16 protein-coding genes are annotated in these 18,692 nt (G+C 60.5%); 10 read left to right on the top strand and 6 right to left on the bottom strand.

Going from position 1 to position 18,692, the window contains the following annotated elements:
* Positions 1–91 precede the first annotated feature (91 nt).
* The 10 genes from BLR80_RS09610 to BLR80_RS09565 all read left to right on the top strand — a co-directional run bounded on the left by BLR80_RS09610 (position 92) and on the right by BLR80_RS09565 (position 9,829).
* Positions 92–700 (top strand): TetR/AcrR family transcriptional regulator, encoded by a 609-nt coding sequence (locus BLR80_RS09610; RefSeq protein ID WP_092079265.1) that lies wholly within the window; start codon positions 92–94, stop codon positions 698–700.
* A gap of 92 nt (positions 701–792) precedes the next feature.
* A complete protein-coding gene (gene extH, locus BLR80_RS09605) occupies positions 793–2,235 on the top strand; it encodes a selenite/tellurite reduction operon rhodanese-like protein ExtH (protein WP_092079262.1) in 1,443 nt (480 codons plus the stop codon).
* A 62-nt stretch (positions 2,236–2,297) separates the two neighbouring features.
* Positions 2,298–3,464 (top strand): selenite/tellurite reduction operon porin ExtI, encoded by a 1,167-nt coding sequence (gene extI, locus BLR80_RS09600; protein ID WP_281241639.1) that lies wholly within the window; start codon positions 2,298–2,300, stop codon positions 3,462–3,464.
* 229 nt (positions 3,465–3,693) lie between these two features.
* The gene (extM, locus tag BLR80_RS09595; RefSeq protein WP_245691459.1) at positions 3,694–5,550 is read left to right on the top strand and encodes a selenite/tellurite reduction operon c-type cytochrome ExtM; all 1,857 of its coding nucleotides are present in this window, start codon (positions 3,694–3,696) and stop codon (positions 5,548–5,550) included.
* Positions 5,492–6,745 (top strand): selenite/tellurite reduction operon b-type cytochrome iron-sulfur cluster-binding subunit ExtO, encoded by a 1,254-nt coding sequence (extO, locus tag BLR80_RS09590; RefSeq protein WP_245691458.1) that lies wholly within the window; start codon positions 5,492–5,494, stop codon positions 6,743–6,745. The genes extM and extO overlap by 59 nt, the downstream gene beginning before the upstream one ends.
* Entirely contained in the window at positions 6,700–7,110 is a 411-nt protein-coding gene (locus BLR80_RS09585) for a QcrA and Rieske domain-containing protein (protein WP_092079257.1), read from the top strand. The genes extO and BLR80_RS09585 overlap by 46 nt, the downstream gene beginning before the upstream one ends.
* 16 nt (positions 7,111–7,126) lie before the next feature.
* Complete coding sequence (locus tag BLR80_RS09580; RefSeq protein WP_092079254.1) at positions 7,127–7,744, top strand: cytochrome b N-terminal domain-containing protein; 618 nt, start codon at positions 7,127–7,129, stop codon at positions 7,742–7,744.
* Positions 7,741–8,172, top strand: coding sequence for a selenite/tellurite reduction operon b-type cytochrome membrane protein ExtQ (extQ, locus tag BLR80_RS09575; protein WP_092079251.1), 432 nt, complete (start codon positions 7,741–7,743; stop codon positions 8,170–8,172). The genes BLR80_RS09580 and extQ overlap by 4 nt, the downstream gene beginning before the upstream one ends.
* Positions 8,148–8,960, top strand: a complete 813-nt coding sequence (gene extS, locus BLR80_RS09570) for a selenite/tellurite reduction operon c-type cytochrome lipoprotein ExtS (RefSeq protein WP_092079248.1) — start codon at positions 8,148–8,150, stop codon at positions 8,958–8,960. Before extQ ends, extS begins: the two co-directional genes overlap by 25 nt.
* A complete protein-coding gene (locus BLR80_RS09565) occupies positions 8,957–9,829 on the top strand; it encodes a hypothetical protein (protein ID WP_092079245.1) in 873 nt (290 codons plus the stop codon). The genes extS and BLR80_RS09565 overlap by 4 nt, the downstream gene beginning before the upstream one ends.
* 316 nt (positions 9,830–10,145) lie before the next feature.
* On the opposite strand, the gene BLR80_RS09560 is transcribed toward BLR80_RS09565, so the two are convergent.
* The 6 genes from BLR80_RS09560 to hisS form a co-directional block, all read right to left on the bottom strand.
* Positions 10,146–11,141 (bottom strand): 2-oxoacid:ferredoxin oxidoreductase subunit beta, encoded by a 996-nt coding sequence (locus BLR80_RS09560; protein ID WP_092079242.1) that lies wholly within the window; start codon positions 11,139–11,141, stop codon positions 10,146–10,148.
* 5 nt (positions 11,142–11,146) lie between these two features.
* Positions 11,147–13,018: a 2-oxoacid:acceptor oxidoreductase subunit alpha gene (locus BLR80_RS09555; protein WP_092079239.1), complete on the bottom strand. Its 1,872-nt coding sequence runs from the start codon at positions 13,016–13,018 to the stop codon at positions 11,147–11,149.
* Between the two features lie 287 nt (positions 13,019–13,305).
* Positions 13,306–14,289, bottom strand: a complete 984-nt coding sequence (gene mdh / locus BLR80_RS09550) for a malate dehydrogenase (RefSeq protein ID WP_092079236.1) — start codon at positions 14,287–14,289, stop codon at positions 13,306–13,308.
* 329 nt (positions 14,290–14,618) lie between these two features.
* A complete protein-coding gene (locus BLR80_RS09545; RefSeq protein ID WP_092079234.1) occupies positions 14,619–15,365 on the bottom strand; it encodes a LysM peptidoglycan-binding domain-containing protein in 747 nt (248 codons plus the stop codon).
* Positions 15,366–15,443: 78 nt separating this feature from the next.
* Entirely contained in the window at positions 15,444–17,237 is a 1,794-nt protein-coding gene (gene aspS, locus BLR80_RS09540) for an aspartate--tRNA ligase (RefSeq protein WP_092079337.1), read from the bottom strand.
* A gap of 103 nt (positions 17,238–17,340) precedes the next feature.
* Entirely contained in the window at positions 17,341–18,591 is a 1,251-nt protein-coding gene (gene hisS, locus BLR80_RS09535) for a histidine--tRNA ligase (protein ID WP_216095201.1), read from the bottom strand.
* Positions 18,592–18,692: the final 101 nt, after the last annotated feature.

Below are 18,692 nucleotides of genomic sequence, written 5' to 3'. Positions count from 1 at the left end.
CTGCTGTGCTGTTGGTCTAAGATGGCGCCGCTTTTCGCCGGTGGATTTCCGACCGGCCTCAGGGATTGATTCAGGCAAGAGGAGGGGAAATATGGCACCGGGTAAGAAGCGCGAGATTGCGCCCGAAGCCAAGATGGCGCGGGTGCTCAGGGTGGCGCGGCAGCTGTTTGTCGAAAAGGGCTACTACAACGTATCGATACCGCTGATTGTCAAGGCTTCGGGAGTCAGTACCGGCGCCATCTACAGCTATTTTGCCAACAAGGAGGACCTGGCGCGGCGTATCCATGCCGAAACACTGCAGGATTTTCAGCAGATGCTCGATGCCCGGCTGCGGGATGCGCAGACCACACGCGAAAAGCTCGAAGCCTTTGCCCGCCTGTGCTTCGACGTGGCTGAGTCTGATCCGGTCATGATGGAATACATGCTCTACATGAAGCATGCCGAATTCATGACCGACACCACGCCCATCTGTTTTACCGAACCCTTCCGGCTGGTGCGCGGCATTCTGGCGCAGGGCATGGATCAGGGCGATATCCGCCGGCAGGATGTCTATGTCGCGGCCATCTCTTATACCGGTGTGATTCTGCGGGCCATTCAGCTGCGTCTGCTGTGTGTGGTGAACACCCCCCTGCAGGAGATTGCCGACGAACTGATGGCTAACGCCTGGGCGGCCATCGCTAACCATTCGCTTGGCAATTAATTTTATTATTTTAACGGATTGGTTTGCACTTTTTGTGATCGAATAGTCTTTTCAACCTCCGGTTGCTGTGCTACGTTTGCCGCCATAGGTGAATGATCATTCGTTTTTTTGCATGGAAAGGAGGTTTCTGGCTGCAAGACCATGCTGTGGATCAAACCGTTGAGAACAGTTTTATTTCTGCCAACTGGATTACTGGAGGTCACATGAAAGAGGTGTTTCAACGTTCGCGCATGCGCCTGATGGCCCTGCTTCTGTTTCTGTTTGTCGGTACACTGCCCCTGGCGGGTTGCGGTGGCGGTGGCGGTTCCGACAGCTACGATGAACCGGATACCAGCACAAACAATCCGCCGGTTGTCGGCCAGACCGAAAATGTGCTGATTGATGCCGCAACGCTGAAATCTTGGGTGGATAAAGGCCTGGTAAACAATGAAACCGGTTACGAAAAGGTTGTGATTCTGTGTGCTGGCGGGACCTATGCGGCCGGGCATATTCCTGGTGCCCAACTGTGGTCCACTCTTGGCATCGATCGTTACGAAGGCCCCGTGCTCAGTGGCAACATGGTTTTGGATGGTCCGACCATGGACGCTGAACTGCAGCGTTGCGGTATTGACGAGCGCACGACAGTGGTCTTTGCTGGCAGTGGCAACCCGGCACGTTTGTACTTTACCTTCCGCTACTGGGGTTTCCCGAAAGAGAAGCTGAAGGTTCTCAATGGCAACCAGGCGGCCTGGACTGCTGCTGGCTATGAGCTGACCACGGTCGAGCCGAATGTGGCCGCTTCGACATTTAGTGTGCGTGATCTTCCGGCACTGCGTGATGATGTGCGCGCGGCACTGAGTGAACTGATTGTTGGCGTTGAAGAGGGAAGTGTTCAACCCCTTAACACGCTGCTGAACAATACGGAAAAAGCTGGCGGAACCTCAGGTATTTTTGCCGATGTGGCTGGTGATTATGTCATCTTCCAGGGAAGCATTGAAGGCGTTGCCCATGTTGGTTATGCCGACTTCTATGTGGGTGGCAGCCCCAATAATGCCCTGAAGAGCGCCGATGAGATCCGTGCTCTGCTTGAAAGCTATGGTATCGACGGCTCCAAGCCGATCATTACCTATTGCCGCGCCGGTAACGCTGCGTCCTATGGTTTCATGCCCATCGATGTTGCCCTGGGTTGGGATGTCATGGTCTACGACGGTTCCTGGAGCCAGTTTGGCAGCCTGACCAACCAGACCGGTGCCGCCTATGTGCCCGATGCCAGCTATGCTCTGCCGACCTTGCTGTCCGAGTGGGCAACTGACGTGCTGATCACCGACCATCGGCTGGAGAGTAATGGCCCGTTCTTTGCCGGTCCTTACTACAACGTGAATTTCCCCAGAACCATCGAGAAGCCGACCTTCCGCATTCTTGACGGCATGCTGAGCCCCTATGACGCCGATGCCAACAGCATCGAGGACGAGGACTACGCCTACTGGGCAACACCCGCCGCAGGCGGAAGTGATGGTGCGTCTTCTGGCGGTGGCGCAGGCGGTGGCGGCTGCTAAGGCGGCAGTTGCTCTGTAAAGCGCGTTGTTCTGCTGTTACCCTTTTAAAAAGGAGTCCTATCGTGAAACTTGGAAAACTGCTGACCGCCTGCGCGGGGCTGGTACTGATGGCGTCCTCGGCCGTTGCCGGCCCGGTCTGGACCTTTGGCCCGGAGGATCAGGGCCTGCTGAAACTGGAGTATTTCGGCCAGTTCCAGCTGACCCACCGCGACATGGGTGCTGGTCCCGATGATGACGACACCATGGAATTCAATTTTCGCCGTAACCGTCTGGCCCTGATCGGTGCCTACGACAAGCTCGGTTTCTACTTTCAGACCGAATACACCGAGGATGTCAACATTGACAATTTCAATGTTGATGATGGCGACGAGTCTGAGTTCCGCGTGCTGGACGCCCAGTTCCGCTACAAGTTCAGCGATGCGGCTGAGTTGCGCCTGGGTAAGTTCAAGTATAATTTCACGCGTGAGAACCTTGAGGCCTGCGAAATCCCGCTTAACCTCGACCGCTCGCTGTTTATCCGCGCACCGTTTGTGGGAACCCGCGACAAGGGTGTGGCCCTGTGGGGCAATCTGTTTGACGATGTGTTCCAGTACCGCATCGACGTGATGAACGGTCGCAACGATTCCTCGTCAGCACCGGATTCGAACTTCCGCTATACCGGCCGTGCCCACCTGACCTTCCTCGACAAGGAAACCGGTTACGGTTACCGGGGTACCTATATGGGCAACAAAAAGGTCATCACCCTGGGTGCGGCTTATCAGTATGAGGCCGATGTGGCCTACGCCAACGAAGCTCTTGAAGCAGGCGCAGTTGACTACAAGGCCTGGACGGTGGACTTCTTCGTCGAGTATCCCTTCGACGGCATTGGTACCTTCACCTTCTCCACCGCCTATGTCGATTACGATCTCGACGAGGCCTACAAGGGTGCCACTCCGACCTCCAGCACCCTGGGTGTCAATGGCGAAAAAAATGGTGGTTACATGAAGGCCGGCTACATGTTGCCGAATTTCCCGCTGCAGTTCTTTGTTCGGGCTGAAAACTGGTCGTTTGCCGAGTGGGATGGCGTGTACGATCAGGAAGTCGACTGGCTTGGTGGTGGTTTCAACTACTATTTCCGTGGTCAGGATCTGAAGTTGACGGTGGAATACGCCACGGTTGAGTTCGACACCGAGAGCCGCGAGTGCCAGGACTTCGATACCCTCACGGCGCAGCTGCAGGTGATTTTCTAGATCGCCACCACAATCGCCGACCGTTTCCGGTCTGGCGTTGTTCCCGCCCTCCGGCTTTTGTGGCCGGAGGGCTTTTTTTGTCTGGCAGCGGTCGCAGCACATTTGCCGATGGTGGTCGCGCAGGCCTGGCTGTGATAGAATGCCGATTCGTCCGCTGGCTGCCGGACACCGGCACTGACGCGGCAAGCCGCATGACCTGCAAAGCGGTATGGATGGGACGGGAGGTTCGGTGAGATTCTGGTCGAACAGCATCGGGGCACTGTTTTGGGCTCTGACTCTGGTGGGGGTGTTGGCCGGCTGCCACCAGCCGCCGGCGTCGCACTGTGTCGCCTGCCATGTCGGTCTGGAGCCGGCCAGCGCGAGCCACACCGACTGTATCGCCTGCCATGGTGGCGATGCCCGGGAGCCGGACAAAAAAAAGGCCCATGGCGGCATGTATGGCCCGCGGAATCCGTCGGCGCCGCCGTTCTGGGAAAAAACCTGTGGGCGCTGCCATCCCTATCAGTTGGAGCGGATGCGTGGCAATCTCATGTTCACCAACACCGGTTTCATCAAGAACATCCAGCTGACCTGGGAGGGTCAGGACGGCCACCTGTATGGCACCCAGGCCCAGCAGCTGTTCGATGCTGCCGGCGAACCGTTGGAACTGAAGGATGTGGCCCAGCTGAACAATCTGGCCGGTGAGTTGTACCGTAAGTTCTGTTCGCTGTGCCATGTCGGCATGGAATCGCATGAGGTCTGGACCGGCTCCCATGCGTCGGGCTGTGCCGCCTGTCATTTTCCTTTTAATGACAACGCGACCTACCAGGGCACGGATGTGGCCATGCGCGGCCGCTGGCCCCATTCGGCCAGCCATCGCATGGAGCCGTTGCCGACCAACGAGGTTTGTCTGCGTTGTCATAACCGCAGCGGCCGGATTGCTCTGACCTATCAGGGACTCAATGATGGCAATAACGGCCTGATGCCGGTGAGCCAGGCTTTCCCGGGGCCGGAGTTGATCAGCGGGGTGCGCAATGTCACCCGGATCGAAGCGGATATTCACCATCAGCGAGGCATGGACTGCATCGATTGTCATACCTCGCGCGACCTGATGGGCGATGGCTATGCCTATGAAAACATGTATCTGCAGACCGAGATCGCCTGCACGGACTGTCACGGCAGCGCAACCGAGCGCCCGCGGCTGGCGCCGTCCCAGCGGGAACAGACGGAGGCTCGCCGTGAGGCCCGCTCTTATCACAGCGCGCCACCACTGGAGGCGCCAGCGGTGCTGACCGCCAAGCAGCGGCCCTACTCGAACGTTTTTTTTGAACAGGGACAGGTAATCGTGCTGGGCAAGCGGGATGGTCAACGCCATGTCAGCAAGGTGATCACCGGTACGCCGGAACATCGCATAGCCGGACATGAGCGGCTGAGCTGTTACAGCTGCCATTCGGCGGCGGTGCCGCAGTGTTTCGGCTGCCACACGGAATATGATCGTTCCCAGCCCGGCCAGGACTTCATTCGCCAGCGCATGACCCGGGGCCGTTTCAGTGAAACCGAGGATTATCGCTCGCTTTATCCCTTTGCCTTGGCACTTGACCAGCGGGGCCAGATTGCACCGGTCACGCCCGGCTGCCAGACCTTTGTGACCGTCAAGGGCCGGCGGGGTCAGCCGGAGACCGAGGAATATGTCGCCCGGTTTCGCGATCGTCAGCAGCTGCGTTTTGCGCCCTTTTATTCCCATAACACGACCGGCCGCACGGTGGGGTGCCGTGAGTGTCACGCCAATCCGGTTTTTGTCGGTTTCGGCCAGCATCAGGTAGTCGCTGGCCGAGTCGAGGCCAGCCTGCTGTGCGAAAAGGCCGACGACAAACCCCTGGATGGTTTCCAGCAGATGACTCAGAACGGGATTCAGGCGTTTTCGGCCATTGTCCGCGAACACAGCCGACCGCTGCAGGGGGAGGAGATCCAGCGGGTTTTCGCCGTCAATCAGTGTCTGGTCTGTCATGAAAGTGGCAAGGATGTCATTTATCAGCAAAAACTGGATTATGGCCGTCTGCTGCGCTCTGCTGGGCAGCGGTCTGATGGCGGCTGCGAGCCGCGCTGAGCCGGCGGTCGCGGCTGGCGATAGCTGTCGCCAGTGCCATGAAACCCGGCTGGAAGGCGTGCACGCCGGCCTCGACTGCCTGAGCTGTCATGGCGCCGCCGGCAACCTGCGGCGACCCGCCGATGGCCCGCTGGCGCCGGGCTGTCAGGGCTGCCATGCCGATTCGGCGCAAATCTTTCAGCACGCCATGGCGACGCGGGCCGAGGAACAGGCTTTCTGCCGGCGCAGCTGGGGCCAGGCCGATGCGGCCTTCTTTCAGACCAACTGTCTGGGCTGCCATGTCAGTAGCTGTCACGATTGCCACGGTGACGATGGCCATGCCCTGCGGCGGCCGGATAATGACAGCTGCCTGCGCTGCCATAACGGTTATTTCGTCGGCTGGGACTACCTGGGGCGGGCGCCGCGTGAGGATCATGAACGCTATCAGCGCGGTCCGCAGGCCCAGGGGCAGCACTACCTGAAGATGAGGCCCGATGTCCATGCCGAAGCCGGGCTGGTCTGTGGCGACTGTCACGCCATGGCGGGCTTGCAGCAGGGCTTGCGGGTGAGCCGGACGTGTCGCGATTGTCATACGCCCGCTGCGGCGGTGATTGAGCATGGTATTGCCGCGCATCTTGAGCGGCTGAGCTGCAGCAGCTGTCATGCTGCCTGGTCAGCGCAGGAATATGGCACCTTCTATCTGAAACTGGGCGGGAGCAGCAACCGGCAGTATTTCCGTGTGCGGCCGGCGGGTACCGATTATGTGAAAAGCAGCTATCTGCGCCGACAGGACGGGCCGCTGTTGGGCCTGAACAACCAGGGGCTGGTCAGTCCGATCCGGCCGCAGTTTCTGGCCTATTACAGTGAAATGCGCGACAACCAGCCGGTGGGGCAGGAAAACCGTCTGCTGGCGGCGGAATGGAAGGCCTACGCGCCGCACAGCATCCGTCGTGGCGCACCCCTGTGCGATGCCTGCCATGGCGATGCCCGCCGTTTTTTGTTGCAGCCGCCAGAGCGACGCATCTACCGGCCCGATCTTGACGGTCTGGGGCTGGCCGATTTCTGGCACCAGCAGGGCCAGCGCCTGCGCAACGGAACCTTTTTCCCCCAGGACCGTTTTGACCGGTTGACGCGCCCGTCACCGGCCTTTGTCGAAGGATACGTCAGAAAATGGCAAACCCTGCTGCCAGCCGCCGCCGCTTCATCAAAACCCTGATGCTGGGGCTGGCCGGAGGCTGGTTTCTGCGGCGATTTTTTACCCTGCCGGCAGTGCCGGCCCGGTTGCTGGTCACGGTGGCCGATGCCGATCTGCCACAGCGCGGTGCCCTGGTGTTTCGCCAGCAGCGTCTGGCGCTGATTCGTGACCAGGATCAGGTGTACGCCCTGAGCCTGGTCTGCACCCATCTGGGCTGTACCCTGGCGGTGCTGCCCGAGGCGCTGGTCTGTCCCTGCCATGGCAGCCGCTTTGATGCGGCGGGAGCGGTACAGGCCGGTCCGGCCAGCCAGGCGTTACCGCGCCTGCGACTGCAACGGCAGGGCGATCAGTGGCAGGTTTACGATCAGCCAATTGGGCGTGGCTGAACCCTTTGAGGAGCCTATGCGCGATTTTCTCCGACATCTGTTTCCGCGGGTGGTGCTGCGTGCGAATCTGCGCATCCGTTACACCTTCTGCCTTGGTGGCATGGCCTTTACCCTGTTTCTGCTGCTGGGCCTGAGCGGGGTGCTGCTGGCCTTCTATTATCAGCCCCACAGTGCCGCTGCCTACGGTTCGATTCTGCTGATTGAGGAGCAGGTGTTTGGCGGCCATTTTCTTCACAGTCTGCATCGCGTTGCCGCCAACGGCTATCTGTTGCTGTTGTTTCTGCATACTCTGCGGGTGATTTTGACGGGCGCCTACCGGCCGCCGCGCCAGTGGAACTGGCTGATCGGCTTCAGCCTGCTGTTGCTGGCGTTGTTCTCTGGCTATACCGGTTATCTGTTGCCGATGGACCAGCTTGCCCTGTGGGCGACCCAGACCGGCATGGAGCTGGTGCGGACGGTGCCCCTGGGGGAGCTGTTCTACCGTTTCATGGTGCCGGATCAGGTCGGCGGGCCGCTGTCGCTGTTGCGCTTTTATCTGCTGCATGTGGTGGTGTTGCCGCTTCTGACCCTGCTGCTGTGCGGCCTGCATTTCTATCGCATCCGCAAACAGAAGGGAGTGCTGCCGTACCTGTGAAAAAGCCCGATCCCCATACCGATTACGTGCGAAGCTCGCCCTGTTTCTTCCGCCTGATCCGTCAGGCCATGGCGGTGGTCTGTCTGCTGGTGGTGGCGCTGGCGGCTCTGCTGCCGGCGCCGCTGCTGGAGCCGGCGGATCTGGCGACGGTACCCAATCCGTCACGTGCGGCCTGGTTTCTGGTCTGGACTCAGGAGGTGGTCAGCTATTCCAAACAGGCGGTCTATGGCCTGCTGCTGCTTGGCCTGCTGTTTGCTGTGCTGCCCTGGCTGCCGCGTACCCGACCGGCACGTCAGGCCCGGTGGTTGCCGGCCGATCAGCGCTGGGTGAATGCGCTGACACTGCTGACCTTTGGTATGATTGTGACGCTGACGTTTGTCGCTCTGTACCTGCGGGGGGAAAATTGGGTCTTTGGCTGGTTTTTCTGATTCTGCTACTGGGGGAGCCGACGCAAAGTCAGGCGGCGCTGTGCCGTCATTGTCATGATTTCAGCTGTCCGCACAGTGAGCAGGCTGCCTGTGGCCAGTGTCATCGGGGCAATGACGCCACCCGTCGCAAGGAACTGGCCCACAGTGGTCTGATCCGCGCTGTTCACAGCGCCTATGGTCTGAGGTTGACACCGCTGCGACTGGCTGCGGCCGAGGCGCTGCAGTTCTACGGTTGTCGCCGCTGTCATCAGATTGGTGGCACTGGCGAGCGCCTGGCGACAATTCTTGATGGGGTGGTACCCCAGCGCGCCAGTGTTGCCCTGGAACAGGCGCTGGATCAGCCGGCCTTGTTCATGCCCGATTTCGAACTGGCGGTGGCCGAGCGTGATCTGCTGATTACCGGTCTGCTCGATGCGGCCCAGTGGGTTGTCCCGCCGAGCCAGCAGCCGCCTGAGGTGGTTCATTTCGCCCATCCCGCTGATGAGGCCCATCCCTTTGAGAAGCACTGTGGCGCCTGTCACCGGATGCTGACGGCCTCTGCCGGGAGTCTCGGCGGCGGCCGCATTGGGCCCGACCTGTCGGGGCTGGCCGGTGCCTTTTACCCCCCCACCGCGCGTGAGGGCGCCAACTGGACTCGCGCGGCACTGTCTGACTGGCTGGTGAATCCGCGCAAGATCCGCCCGTTGAGCCAGATGCCAGCGGTACGCCTTAAGCAGCAGGAGCGTGAGGATCTGCTGCAATTTTTCTGGCCCTTAGGGCCTGCTGTTGACAAGGAGACCCCCCCATGAAGGCCGCTAATTTCTTCGCCAGGTTCCTTTGGCCGCTGTTGCTGATCCTCATGGCGCTGGCGGGTTGTGCCCATTTGCATGTGGATTTGCAGCAGGGCTGGAACCCCAGCCAGGTCCAGCGTGTTCAGGTCGCGATTGACAAGGCACCAGCCAGTCAGTCGGCGGCCTGGTTTGATGAGCAGATCGCCAAACAGCTAGCCGCTCTGGCCTGGCAGGCCAGTCCAAGATCGCAGGCTCAGGTTGAGGCCAAACTCTTTTGGCAGTGGCGCAAGGATCTGACCGAGGATAGTGTGCTGATCTACCAGCCGGCCAGCCTGCATTTGCGCATTGAAACGTTGCCCGATCAGCAACTGGTGGCGTTGGCCGATTACTTTTATCCTCGTGGTGGCGAGCCTGATCATCTGGCTGCCTTAGAGGCGGTGTTTGCTGGTTTGGCCCGTCTGCCCCAGGCGGCCCCAGCGGCCCTGACGGAGCCTGCGTCAACCCCGTCGGTTGTGATGACTCCTGACGCCCGCCAGTCTTCCGTTCCGCCAACGCCGGTTGAGCAGGTCGCTGCGGCTGCGTCAATCGCGTCAACGCATCCGCCGTCAGCGCCGCGTGCTGAGCCTGTTGCGTCCGTCATGGCGGGTGCTTTGGCCCCTGAGCAGGTGCAATCCCTGCCCCTCGTGACAGTGCCGCCGGGCGGCGACAGGGTGGCGCCGGCTGAGAACCCCCTGACGGTTGCGCCAGCACCACCGGCCCTGGTTCCTGCGTCCCAGGCCCCAGCGCCTCTGCGCACCATGACGCGCTCGCCCTGGTTGCCGCGCCTGGAAAGTTGGGGCTTTGAAGATTGGGGCCAGGTTGATCGGGCGGAAACGCTGATGGACTGACGCGCCGTCCATCCCTGCCCTGTCCATGATGAGTGTCGCCTGTGCTGTTGTGGTAGAGATTTGACAGGGAGCCTTTTGCTGCAGCTGGCAGTGGGCTGACGAAGGTTCAGCTCAGGGCTGGCGAGTGCTTGGTCGGGCGCTGTTGCGCCTCAGGTGAGCAGCGTGGGTTTCTGTTGTTTGTGCCGGTGCAGAGTAAAGGGTGAGCTTGGTCTGTGACCGCTTTGCAGACAACTTGCAGGAAACAAAAATGCAGCAAACAAAAAAGCCCGGGAATATCCCGGGCTTTTTTGTTTGCGCTCAGTGTTGCAAAGGAGGATTACACCGTCCAGGTGTGGCCTTCCTGCAGCAGCTTGTCCATGGTGCGACCGCGCTTGGCTTTAACGGCCTCGATCTGCTCATAGACCATGTCGTCGTAGGTTTTCTTGCTATCGTCGGCGTAGATGATGCCCAGGGCGATGGGCAGACCAGCATCCGGACGCATGGCGGTGAGAACCGCCGCCATTTCAGCGTTCTTCTCGTCGTGCACCAGGATGTCGCTTTCCTGCACATCGGCTACCTTGGCGGCCTTGATGCCGAAACCGCTCTGAACCAGACACAGGTCATTATCGACACCGAAGATCATCTTCTCGCCATGGCGCAGAACGATACGGTGGTTGGCACCGGTTTCCTTGTCGACCAGCGCTTTGTGTGCGCCGTCGTTGTAGATCACGCAGTTGGCATAGATCTCCATCATGCTGAAGCCCTTGTGCTGGGCACCACGGATGCAGATTTCCTCCGACAGCTTCATCAGGGCGTCCAGGCCGCGAGCGACGAAGGTGGCGCCCAGGCCCATGCACACGCGCAGCGGAGCCATCGGGTAGTCGATCACGCCGTAGGGGCTGGTTTTGGAGATCTGGCCCATTTCGGAGCAGGGCGAGTACTGACCCTTGGTGAGACCGTAGATCTTGTTGTTGATCATAACGTAGTTCAGGTTCACGTTACGACGCACGGCGTGCATGAAGTGGTTACCACCGATGGCGGTGGAGTCGCCGTCACCGGAGATGACCCAGACGTCCAGTTTCGGGTTGGCAACCTTCAGACCCGATGCCACAGCAGCGGCGCGGCCGTGGATGGTGTGGAAGCCGTAGGTTTCCATGTAGTAGGGGAAACGGCTGGAGCAGCCGATACCGGAAACAATGGCCACTTCGTCACGCGGCTTGCCAGCGGCAACCATGCCTTCGCGCACGGCATTCATGATGGCGTAGTCGCCACAACCCGGGCACCATTTAACCTCGGCGGCGGAGGCGAAATCTTTTTTAGTCAGTTCTGCCATGGTGATTATTCTCCTAACATCTCGTGGACTTTGTCGATGACCTCATACTCGCGGAACGGGTCGCCCTGAACCTTGGACAGGGACTGCACGTCCACCAGGTAGCGGGCACGCAGCAGCAGGCTCAGCTGGCCCATGTTCAGCTCGGGTACCAGGACCTTGTCGAAACGCTTGATGATGTCACCCAGGTTGGGCGGGAACGGCCACACCCAGCGCAGGTTGATGCCGGATACCGGTTTGCCTTCGGCGATGAGACGATCGACAGCGCCCTTGACGGCGCCATAGGTGCCGCCCCAGCTGATGACCAGGATCTTGTTGGAATCCTTGCCGTTGATTTGAACAGGAGGCAGGTCTTGGACGACCTTTTCAACCTTGGCGTAGCGGGTCTCGGTCATGATCTGGTGGTTCATCGGATCATGGCTGACGGCGCCGGTAAGGGCGTCCTTCTCCAGCGTGCCGATACGGTGCTGCACGCCCTTGGTGCCGGGGATGGCCCAGTCACGTGCCAGGGTCTGGGGATCACGCTTGTAGGGCTGGTAGGTTTCGCCCGGGTGATCTTCCGGTTTCCACAGGTTGACATAGGGACGCAGGTCTTCCAGTTCCGCCATGGTCGGCACCTTCCACGGGCAGCTGCCCTGGCCGATGTAGCCGTCGGTCAGAACGATTACCGGGGTACGGTACTTCAGGGCGATTTTGGCGGCCTGATAGGTGGCATCGAAGCAGTCAGCCGGGCTGTTGGCGGCGATGATCGGCATATAGCTGTCGCCGTTGCGGCCGAACATGGACTGCAGCAGGTCAGACTGCTCGGTCTTGGTCGGCAGACCGGTGCAGGGACCACCGCGCTGGACGTTGACGATCACCAGAGGGATCTCCAGGATCAGAGCCATGCCAGCGGCTTCGGTTTTCAGTGCCAGACCGGGGCCGGAGGTGGTGGTGAAGGCCAGGTTGCCGGCGCAAGCGGCGCCAACGGCACAGCAGATACCAGCGATCTCGTCTTCCATCTGCATGGTCACCAGGCCCAGGTCCTTGAACTCCGAGGCGTAGTGCAGCAGGTCGGTTGCCGGGGTAATCGGGTAGGAGCCGATGAACGGCTGCAGGCCCGCTTTGTGACCAGCGGCGGCAATGGCCAGAGCAGCGGCGTCGTTGCCGGTGATATTGCGGTAGAGGCCTTTTTCGATCTGGGCGGCACCCAGGTCGTAGCGCTCCTGGAACATGATGGTGGTTTCACCGTAGTTCAGGCCCGCTTTGAAGGCTCTGGTGTTGGCTTCAGCGATTTCCAGCTTGGGCTTCTTCGCTTTGGGGCCGAATTTCTCCTGAATGAAATCGAGGACCAGCTGCGGCGTCTTATTGAACAGCCAGCACAGCACGCCCATGACGAAGAAGTTTTTGCAACGATCCTTGGCGGCGTTGGGCATGTCCATATCGGCCAGGGCCTCGCGCACCAGGGTGTGCATCGGAATGGCCTTGACGTCATAGCCGGCCAGGCTGCCGTCTTCCAGCGGATTGCTCTTGAAGCCGACCTTTTCCAGCGCCTTGTCGGTGAAGGTGTCGGAGTTGGTGATGATCATGCCACCAGCCTTGACGAACTTGGAGCTGTGCTTGACGGCGGCCGGGTTGAAGGCCACCAGCACGTCCGGTGCGTCACCGGCGGTGTAGATCTTGTGATCCCCCAGACACATCTGGAAACCCGAGATGCCGGCAACGGTGCCGGCCGGGGCGCGGATTTCAGAGGGATAATCCGGCAGCGAGTTGACGTCGTTGCCGTCCAGAGCCGCCAGGGCGGTCAGCTGGTTACCGATGAGCTGCATGCCGTCACCGGAGTCTCCGGTAAACTTGACGACAATCTGCTCGGCTTTGGTGAGTTTTGCATTCTGAGCCATACTGTCTCCTGTTCGAAACGAGAGGTGCAATTGCCACTGCTGCGATAGCAATAGCGAATAAAACGTGGGTTGGAACTCAAACGGGCTTGGTATAGCACCAAATGCGACTGCGGTGCAAGCCGTGATCGTATCCAACCCGCTAAAAAAGGGTCATTCTTTCAGCCAGACTGTAAACAACGACAGCACGGGTAACGCAGGGGCTGTGAAGGCAGGGTGGCTTTACTGACAAGCAACAAGGGCAATGTTGCCATTGCCCTTGTTGTGGTACCTGCAGGCTGTGCCGAAAATTACTTCAGCAGGGCTGCCATGTCCGGCAGAATGCTGGGCAGTTCGTCGATCAGGCCTTTAACGGCAGCGACCGAGTTGTCGAACAGTGCCTGCTCTTCAGCGTCCAACTCAAATTCCATGATGCCTTCAATGCCGCCAGCGCCGAGGATGCAAGGCACGCCGACATAGTAGTTGTCAACACCGAACTCACCCTTGAGCAGGGCGCAGGTCGGCAGTACGCGCTTCTGGTCGCGCAGGATGGCTTCTGCCATGGCAATGGCCGAGGAAGCCGGGCTGTAGAAGGCCGAACCGTTGCCGAGCAGTTTGACGACTTCGCCGCCGGCCATCTTGGTACGCTCAACCATGGCGGTCATCACTTCCTTGGCCTTGGCTTCGCCGTACTTGCGGACCAGCTGCTCCATCACGGGAATGCCGTTGACGTTGGCATAGCGCACGATGGGGACCATGGTGTCGCCATGGCCGCCAAGCACCATGGCGTTGACGTCGCGTACCGACACGCCCAGTTCCCAGGCGATGAAGGAGCAGAAGCGGTTCGAGTCGAGCACGCCGGCCTGACCCATGACGCGCTCCGGCGGGAAGCCGGTGATCTTCTGGCACAGGGTGACCATGGCGTCGAGGGGATTGGAGATGATGATGACGAAGGACTCCGGTGCATACTGCTTGATACCTTCGGAAACCTGCTTCATGATCTTGGCGTTAACGCCGAGCAGGTCATCACGGCTCATGCCGGGCTTGCGCGGCAGGCCTGCGGTAACGATAACGATGTCCGAACCGGCGATGTCGGCGTAGCTGTTGGTGCCTTTCAGATTGACGTCGAACTGATCAACGCGGGCAACCTCAGCGATGTCGAGCATTTTGCCCTGCGGCATGTTCTCAACGATATCGAACAGAACCACGTCACCCAGTTCGCGCAGGGCGCACAGCTGGGCCAGAACACCACCGATTTGACCGCCACCGATCAGGGAAATTTTTGCTCTTGCCATGTCTCTCTCTCCTTATGTTGCGATTAAATGAACAAAAGCCGGTACAACTTCACAGAAGTCGTACCGGCACGGGTCGATTGCAGGGTCACAGCTGTTCCGCAGCTTCGCGGGAAGCCTGTCGGGCTGAGGTTCGTGGGTTCGCGATCGGGCTGGGCATGGATAGCGTCGTGCCTTTCACTGAGGAGTCGACGGATCGGGCCGAAAGCGGCGTTGTGCAGAGCAGCGTGCTGGACATTGTTGCGATTCGCAGCGGGCTGCCCGACGCCGCACGGGCGGCGCCGACAAACGTTGTATACCGTATGCAAAAGGCCTGGGGCTGTCAAGTAAATTCACTTTGACAGTCGGGGCTCTTGCGCCGGGTTCTCTCCGGGCAAAAACAGCCCCGACTGACGGGCCGTTTCGCGGGCATTTTCCAGATCGGCGGCCGACTGGCCGCGTGGAATGGTGAGGATCTGGCCCGGATAGATCTGGCGGGGATCTTTGATTTGGTCGCGGTTGGCGCGGTACAGCAGCGGCCATAACAGGCCGTCGCCGTAGACGCTGCGCTGGGCGGCAATACTGGAAAGGGTTTCCCCATCCCGTACCCGGTGTTCCGTGACGGGTGCCTTGGAGACAGAGGCGGCAGGTCGGGGATCTGCTGCCGGTGCGGCTGGGGCCGGCGGCGGTAGCACCGGCAAGGTGGGGGGCGTGACAACAGGTTGCAGCTGCAAAATCCAATCGGCTCGGCGTGACGCATGGAGACCGCCTTGCAACTGCAGCAGGCGCTGGTGCTGCAGGCGGCTGTCGATCACGGCCTGCAACGACAGCTGTTGGGCCAGTTCGAGCAAACGGGCGGAGCTCTGGTGCCGGCCCTGATCGTACAGCAGGCGCCCCTTGACCAGTGCCCGTTTGGCGGCACGAGTCAATTCGGGACTATAGCGCGGTCCTGCTTCCTGTTGCGTCAGCCGAAAGGCTTCGCGAGCCTGCTTGAGTTCGGCCTGGGGCGCCAGGCTGCAACCATGCAGGCTGGTGATGACCAGAACAGCCAACGGCAGGAGAATCCTCTGACAGGACAGGCGGCGCGCAACGGACGGCATGGGCTTCCTTGATGGCGGCAGAGGGACTGTGGCACAGGCCGGTCCGAAAACCGACCTGTGCGACGGTACACGTAGGATCTATTGCTCTTTTTTGCGCAAGCGCAGACGGATCGACAGTTCCTGCAGCTGTTTCTCGTCGACCTCGCCCGGAGCCCCGGACAGCAGGCAGGTGGCTTTCTGGGTCTTGGGAAAGGCGATGACGTCGCGGATGGAGTCCGAGCCGGTCAGAATCATGACCAGCCGGTCGAGACCAAAGGCCAGGCCGCCGTGAGGCGGTGCTCCGTATTCGAGGGCATCAAGCAGGAAGCCGAATTTTTCCCGCGCCTCTTCCTCGCCGATGCCGAGCAGGGCGAACATCTTGCTCTGGATGGCCTGGTCGTGGATACGAATGCTGCCGCCACCGATTTCAGAACCATTGAGTACCAGATCGTAGGCCTTGGCGCAGGCGGCTGCCGGATTGCTGTCAAGCAGCGGCAGGTCCTGGTCGCGCGGTGCGGTAAAGGGATGGTGAACGGCGGCATGGCGCTGGTTTTCCTCGTCCCATTCCAGTAACGGAAAGTCCGTAACCCAGACAAAGCGGTAATCGTCTTTCGCCGCAAGGCCGAGGCGCTGGCCGAGATGACCACGCAGGCGGCCAAGAGCCTCGTTGGTGATGCGGGGATTGTCGGCGACGAACAGCAGCAGGTCGCCCTGGGCAGCGTCAAGGCGCTGGCCGAGGGCGTCGAGTTCGGTCGGGGTGAAGAACTTGGCGATGGGTGACTGCCAGCCTTCTTCGGTGATCTTGACCCAGGCCAGGCCCTTGGCGCCGTAGATCTTGACGAAATCGGTCAGTTCGTCAAGGTCCTTGCGCGAGAAGCCGGCGCCGCCCTTGACGTTGATCGCCTTGACCAGACCGCCGCTTGCCGCTACCTCGGCAAAGACCTTGAAGCCGCAGTTGGCCACCAGGTCGGTCAGTTCAATCAGCTCCAGGCCGAAGCGCAGGTCGGGATTATCGACCCCGAAGCGGGTCATGGCTTCGGCATAGGTCATGCGGGCCATCGGGGTCGTCACCTCGACACCGAGACAGTCGCGGAACACCTGGGCAATCATCTTTTCCATGGTGGTGATGACATCATCGGCGTCGACAAAGCTCATCTCACAGTCGATCTGGGTGAACTCCGGCTGGCGGTCGGCACGCAGATCCTCGTCGCGGAAGCATTTGACGATCTGGCAGTAGCGGTCATATCCAGATACCATCAGCAGCTGTTTGAATAATTGCGGCGACTGCGGCAGGGCGAAGAAACAACCGCCGTTGACCCGGCTTGGCACCAGATAGTCGCGCGCACCCTCGGGGGTACTTTTGGTCAGTACCGGGGTTTCAATTTCAAGAAAGCCCTGCGCGTCGAGATAGGTGCGCACGGTACGTGCCACGCGGTGGCGCAGCATCAGGTTTTTCTGCAGAGCCGGTCGGCGCAGGTCAAGATAACGGTGCTTCAGGCGGATATTCTCGGCCACCTCGGTGTACTCATCGAGCCCGAAAGGCGGTGTCTTGGCGCTGTTGAGAATCTTCAGCTGTGCCACCTCGATTTCGATCTCGCCGGTTTTCATTTTCGGATTGACCGTGCCTTCAGGGCGGGCCGACACCGTGCCGATGACGGCGATGACGTATTCACTGCGTACCCGGTCGGCCTTGCTGTGGGCCTGCGGATCGCGGTCCGGGTCGAGGGCCAGCTGCGTGATGCCTTCGCGGTCACGCAGGTCGATGAAGATCAGACCGCCGTGGTCGCGGCGGCGTTGGACCCAGCCCATCAGGCAGACCTGCTGGCCGATGTGGGCGCTTGTCAGTTCACCGCAGTAATGGCTGCGTTTCCAGGTGCCGAGGGTGTCATGCAGGGGCGTGTTCAAGGGGGTGCCCTCCCAATAAGGGGTTGCCGGGGGTGCCGGAGAGGTCAAATAAATGCGACAACCCGCCCGCAGGCGGGAAAAGAACGCGCGATTATAGCGAGGCGGCCGCAGCGGCGTCAAGGGCTGCCCGTAGCTGGGTCGTTAGTTGATCAAGCTCGATCGGGCTTTGCTGGCCATCGGCCATGCGTTTGAGCTGGGCCTGGCCGCTGGCCAATTCGTCGTCGCCGAGCACCAGGGTGAAACGGCTGCCCAGTTTGTCAGCGCGACGCATCTGGGCCTTGAGGCTCTTGCCGCTGAAATCCATGTCGGCCTGAAGTCCGGCCCGCTGCAGTTGGTGCAGCCAGATAAAGGCCTGGCGCGCGGCGGCCTCGCCGAGGGCGGCAATGAACAGATCGGGTGACGGGCTGGCGATGGCGTCCTCGCCCAGCAGCAGCGCCAGCCGCTCCACGCCCATGGCAAAGCCGATGCCGGGCAGATCCGGTCCTCCCAATTGCGCGATGAGGCCGTCATAACGGCCACCGGCGGCAACAGCGTTCTGGGCACCGAGGGCGCCGGTGACCATCTCAAAGGTGGTCTTGGTGTAGTAGTCGAGTCCGCGTACCATGCGGGGATTGATGCTGTAGGGCACCTGCAGCTCGGTCAGATGTTGCTGCAGGCGGCTGAAGTGGTCGTTACATTCCGGGCATAGGTGGTCAAGCACCGATGGTGCCTGCTCGGTCGCCTGACGGCAGCCGGTCGCCTTGCAGTCGAGCACCCGCAACGGGTTGCTGCCGTAGCGACGGCGGCAGTCGTCGCACAGGGAATCGAGGCGCTGGCTCAGAAAGTCGATGAGCTGCTGGCGGTAGCCAGGCCGGCACTTGGGACAGCCGAGGGAGTTGATCTGCAGGCTGACGGCGGAAATGCCGACAGCGTCAAAATAATGGCTCAACATCGCCAGCACCTGGGCGTCGATACGGGGATCGTCCAGCCCGATGACCTCGGCGCCGATCTGGTGAAACTGGCGGTAACGGCCTTTCTGGGGCCGTTCGTAGCGAAACATGGGGCCAAGGTAATACAGCTTGTTCAGGGCATCGCGGTTGTGCAGTCGGTGTTCGATAAAGGCGCGCATGACCGGCGCGGTGCCCTCCGGTCGCAGGGTCAGGCTCAGGTCATTGCGGTCGGTGAAGCTGTACATCTCCTTTTCAACAATGTCAGTGGTTTCCCCGATGGAACGGCAGAACAGCTCGGTTTTCTCAACCACCGGAACCCGGATTTCCTCAAAGCCGTAGACGGAGAAAATGGCCCGGGCCTGTTGTTCGAGAAACTGCCAGGTGGCGACGGATTGCGGCAGGATGTCGTTCATGCCTTTGATGCCGGTGATGCTCACGGAAAAACTCCTTTTGTGGCAAAGGGATCTGAACCCGGCGGCAGGGCAACCTGGTCCGGCCGGGGCGAGGCTATTTG

Source organism: Desulfuromonas thiophila (assembly GCF_900101955.1).
GTDB classification, from domain to species: domain Bacteria; phylum Desulfobacterota; class Desulfuromonadia; order Desulfuromonadales; family Desulfuromonadaceae; genus Pseudodesulfuromonas; species Pseudodesulfuromonas thiophila.
The sequence above is the reverse complement of the archived record's forward strand: the minus strand, read 5'-3'. Positions and strand labels throughout refer to the sequence as shown.

Bases quoted from the DNA above. Each gene is read 5' to 3' on its own strand.
- BLR80_RS09610 (WP_092079265.1), top strand. From the start codon at position 92: ATGGCACCGGGTAAGAAGCGCGAGATTGCGCCCGAAGCCAAGATGGCG.
- extH (WP_092079262.1), top strand. From the start codon at position 793: ATGATCATTCGTTTTTTTGCATGGAAAGGAGGTTTCTGGCTGCAAGAC.
- extO (WP_245691458.1), top strand. From the start codon at position 5,492: ATGGCCGTCTGCTGCGCTCTGCTGGGCAGCGGTCTGATGGCGGCTGCG.
- BLR80_RS09585 (WP_092079257.1), top strand. From the start codon at position 6,700: ATGGCAAACCCTGCTGCCAGCCGCCGCCGCTTCATCAAAACCCTGATG.
- BLR80_RS09580 (WP_092079254.1), top strand. From the start codon at position 7,127: ATGCGCGATTTTCTCCGACATCTGTTTCCGCGGGTGGTGCTGCGTGCG.
- BLR80_RS09565 (WP_092079245.1), top strand. From the start codon at position 8,957: ATGAAGGCCGCTAATTTCTTCGCCAGGTTCCTTTGGCCGCTGTTGCTG.
- BLR80_RS09560 (WP_092079242.1), bottom strand. From the start codon at position 11,141: ATGGCAGAACTGACTAAAAAAGATTTCGCCTCCGCCGCCGAGGTTAAA.
- BLR80_RS09555 (WP_092079239.1), bottom strand. From the start codon at position 13,018: ATGGCTCAGAATGCAAAACTCACCAAAGCCGAGCAGATTGTCGTCAAG.
- mdh (WP_092079236.1), bottom strand. From the start codon at position 14,289: ATGGCAAGAGCAAAAATTTCCCTGATCGGTGGCGGTCAAATCGGTGGT.
- BLR80_RS09545 (WP_092079234.1), bottom strand. From the start codon at position 15,365: ATGCCGTCCGTTGCGCGCCGCCTGTCCTGTCAGAGGATTCTCCTGCCG.
- hisS (WP_216095201.1), bottom strand. From the start codon at position 18,591: ATGAACGACATCCTGCCGCAATCCGTCGCCACCTGGCAGTTTCTCGAA.